The following is a 2,500-nucleotide window of genomic DNA, read 5'->3' as shown; positions in this document are numbered from 1 at the left end:
CAGTCGTGACTGCGTGCCTTTTGAAGAATGAGCCTGCGAGTTAGCGGTGTGTAGCGAGGTTAACCCGTGTGGGGAAGCCGTAGCGAAAGCGAGTCCGAATAGGGCGATTGAGTTGCACGCTCTAGACCCGAAGCGGAGTGATCTAGCCATGGGCAGGTTGAAGCGGAGGTAAGACTTCGTGGAGGACCGAACCCACCAGGGTTGAAAACCTGGGGGATGACCTGTGGTTAGGGGTGAAAGGCCAATCAAACTCCGTGATAGCTGGTTCTCCCCGAAATGCATTTAGGTGCAGCGTCGTGTGTTTCTTGCCGGAGGTAGAGCACTGGATAGGCGATGGGCCCTACCGGGTTACTGACCTTAGCCAAACTCCGAATGCCGGTAAGTGAGAGCACGGCAGTGAGACTGTGGGGGATAAGCTCCATGGTCGAGAGGGAAACAGCCCAGAGCATCGACTAAGGCCCCTAAGCGTACGCTAAGTGGGAAAGGATGTGGAGTCGCAGAGACAACCAGGAGGTTGGCTTAGAAGCAGCCACCCTTGAAAGAGTGCGTAATAGCTCACTGGTCAAGTGATTCCGCGCCGACAATGTAGCGGGGCTCAAGCGTACCGCCGAAGTCGTGTCATTCACACATATAGGGCCAACGCCTGTGTGGATGGGTAGGGGAGCGTCGTGTGCCGGGTGAAGCAGCCGCGGAAGCGAGTTGTGGACGGTTCACGAGTGAGAATGCAGGCATGAGTAGCGATACACACGTGAGAAACGTGTGCGCCGATTGACTAAGGGTTCCTGGGTCAAGCTGATCTGCCCAGGGTAAGTCGGGACCTAAGGCGAGGCCGACAGGCGTAGTCGATGGACAACCGGTTGATATTCCGGTACCCGCTTTGAAACGCCCAGTACTGAATCAGGCGATGCTAAGTCCGTGAAGCCGGCCCGATCTCTTCGGAGTTGAGGGTAGTGGTGGAGCCGATGAACCAGACTTGTAGTAGGTAAGCGATGGGGTGACGCAGGAAGGTAGTCCAGCCCGGGCGGTGGTTGTCCCGGGGTAAGGGTGTAGGCCGTGTGGTAGGCAAATCCGTCACACGTTAAGGCTGAGACCTGATGCCGAGCCGATTGTGGCGAAGTGGATGATCCTATGCTGTCGAGAAAAGCCTCTAGCGAGTTTCATGGCGGCCCGTACCCTAAACCGACTCAGGTGGTCAGGTAGAGAATACCGAGGCGTTCGGGTGAACTATGGTTAAGGAACTCGGCAAAATGCCCCCGTAACTTCGGGAGAAGGGGGGCCATCACTGGTGAGGGAACTTGCTTCCTGAGCTGGGGGTGGCCGCAGAGACCAGCGAGAAGCGACTGTTTACTAAAAACACAGGTCCGTGCGAAGCCGTAAGGCGATGTATACGGACTGACGCCTGCCCGGTGCTGGAACGTTAAGGGGACCGGTTAGCTGACTTTCGGGTCGGCGAAGCTGAGAACTTAAGCGCCAGTAAACGGCGGTGGTAACTATAACCATCCTAAGGTAGCGAAATTCCTTGTCGGGTAAGTTCCGACCTGCACGAATGGCGTAACGACTTCTCGACTGTCTCAACCATAGGCCCGGTGAAATTGCATTACGAGTAAAGATGCTCGTTTCGCGCAGCAGGACGGAAAGACCCCGGGACCTTTACTACAGTTTGATATTGGTGTTCGGTTCGGCTTGTGTAGGATAGGTGGGAGACTTTGAAGCGGCCACGCCAGTGGTTGTGGAGTCGCCGTTGAAATACCACTCTGGTCGTGCTGGATGTCTAACCTCGGTCCGTGATCCGGATCAGGGACAGTGTCTGATGGGTAGTTTAACTGGGGCGGTTGCCTCCTAAAGAGTAACGGAGGCGCCCAAAGGTTCCCTCAGCCTGGTTGGCAATCAGGTGTTGAGTGTAAGTGCACAAGGGAGCTTGACTGTGAGACCGACGGGTCGAGCAGGGACGAAAGTCGGGACTAGTGATCCGGCAGTGGCTTGTGGAAGCGCTGTCGCTCAACGGATAAAAGGTACCCCGGGGATAACAGGCTGATCTTCCCCAAGAGTCCATATCGACGGGATGGTTTGGCACCTCGATGTCGGCTCGTCGCATCCTGGGGCTGGAGTCGGTCCCAAGGGTTGGGCTGTTCGCCCATTAAAGCGGTACGCGAGCTGGGTTTAGAACGTCGTGAGACAGTTCGGTCCCTATCCGCTGTGCGCGTAGGAATATTGAGAAGGGCTGTCCCTAGTACGAGAGGACCGGGACGGACGAACCTCTGGTGTGCCAGTTGTCCTGCCAAGGGCATGGCTGGTTGGCTACGTTCGGAAAGGATAACCGCTGAAAGCATCTAAGCGGGAAGCCTGCTTCAAGATGAGTATTCCCACCCCCTTTGAGGGGTTAAGGCTCCCAGTAGACGACTGGGTTGATAGGCCAGATGTGGAAGCCCGGTAACGGGTGGAGCTGACTGGTACTAATAGGCCGAGGGCTTGTCCTCAGTTGCTCGCGTCCACTGTGTTG

Annotated in this window: 1 rRNA gene (cut by a window edge); it reads left to right on the top strand. The window is 56.4% G+C overall.

What is annotated here, in order from left to right:
- A 23S ribosomal RNA gene (locus ACWCSV_RS34405) occupies positions 1-2,477 on the top strand; it begins 649 nt to the left of the window's first position.
- The last annotated feature ends 23 nt before the right edge of the window (positions 2,478-2,500 follow it).

The sequence above is a fragment of the Streptomyces sp. NPDC001770 genome, from assembly GCF_053596135.1.
Note: the sequence above shows the minus strand (reverse complement) of the source record. Positions and strands in the feature narration are given on the sequence as shown.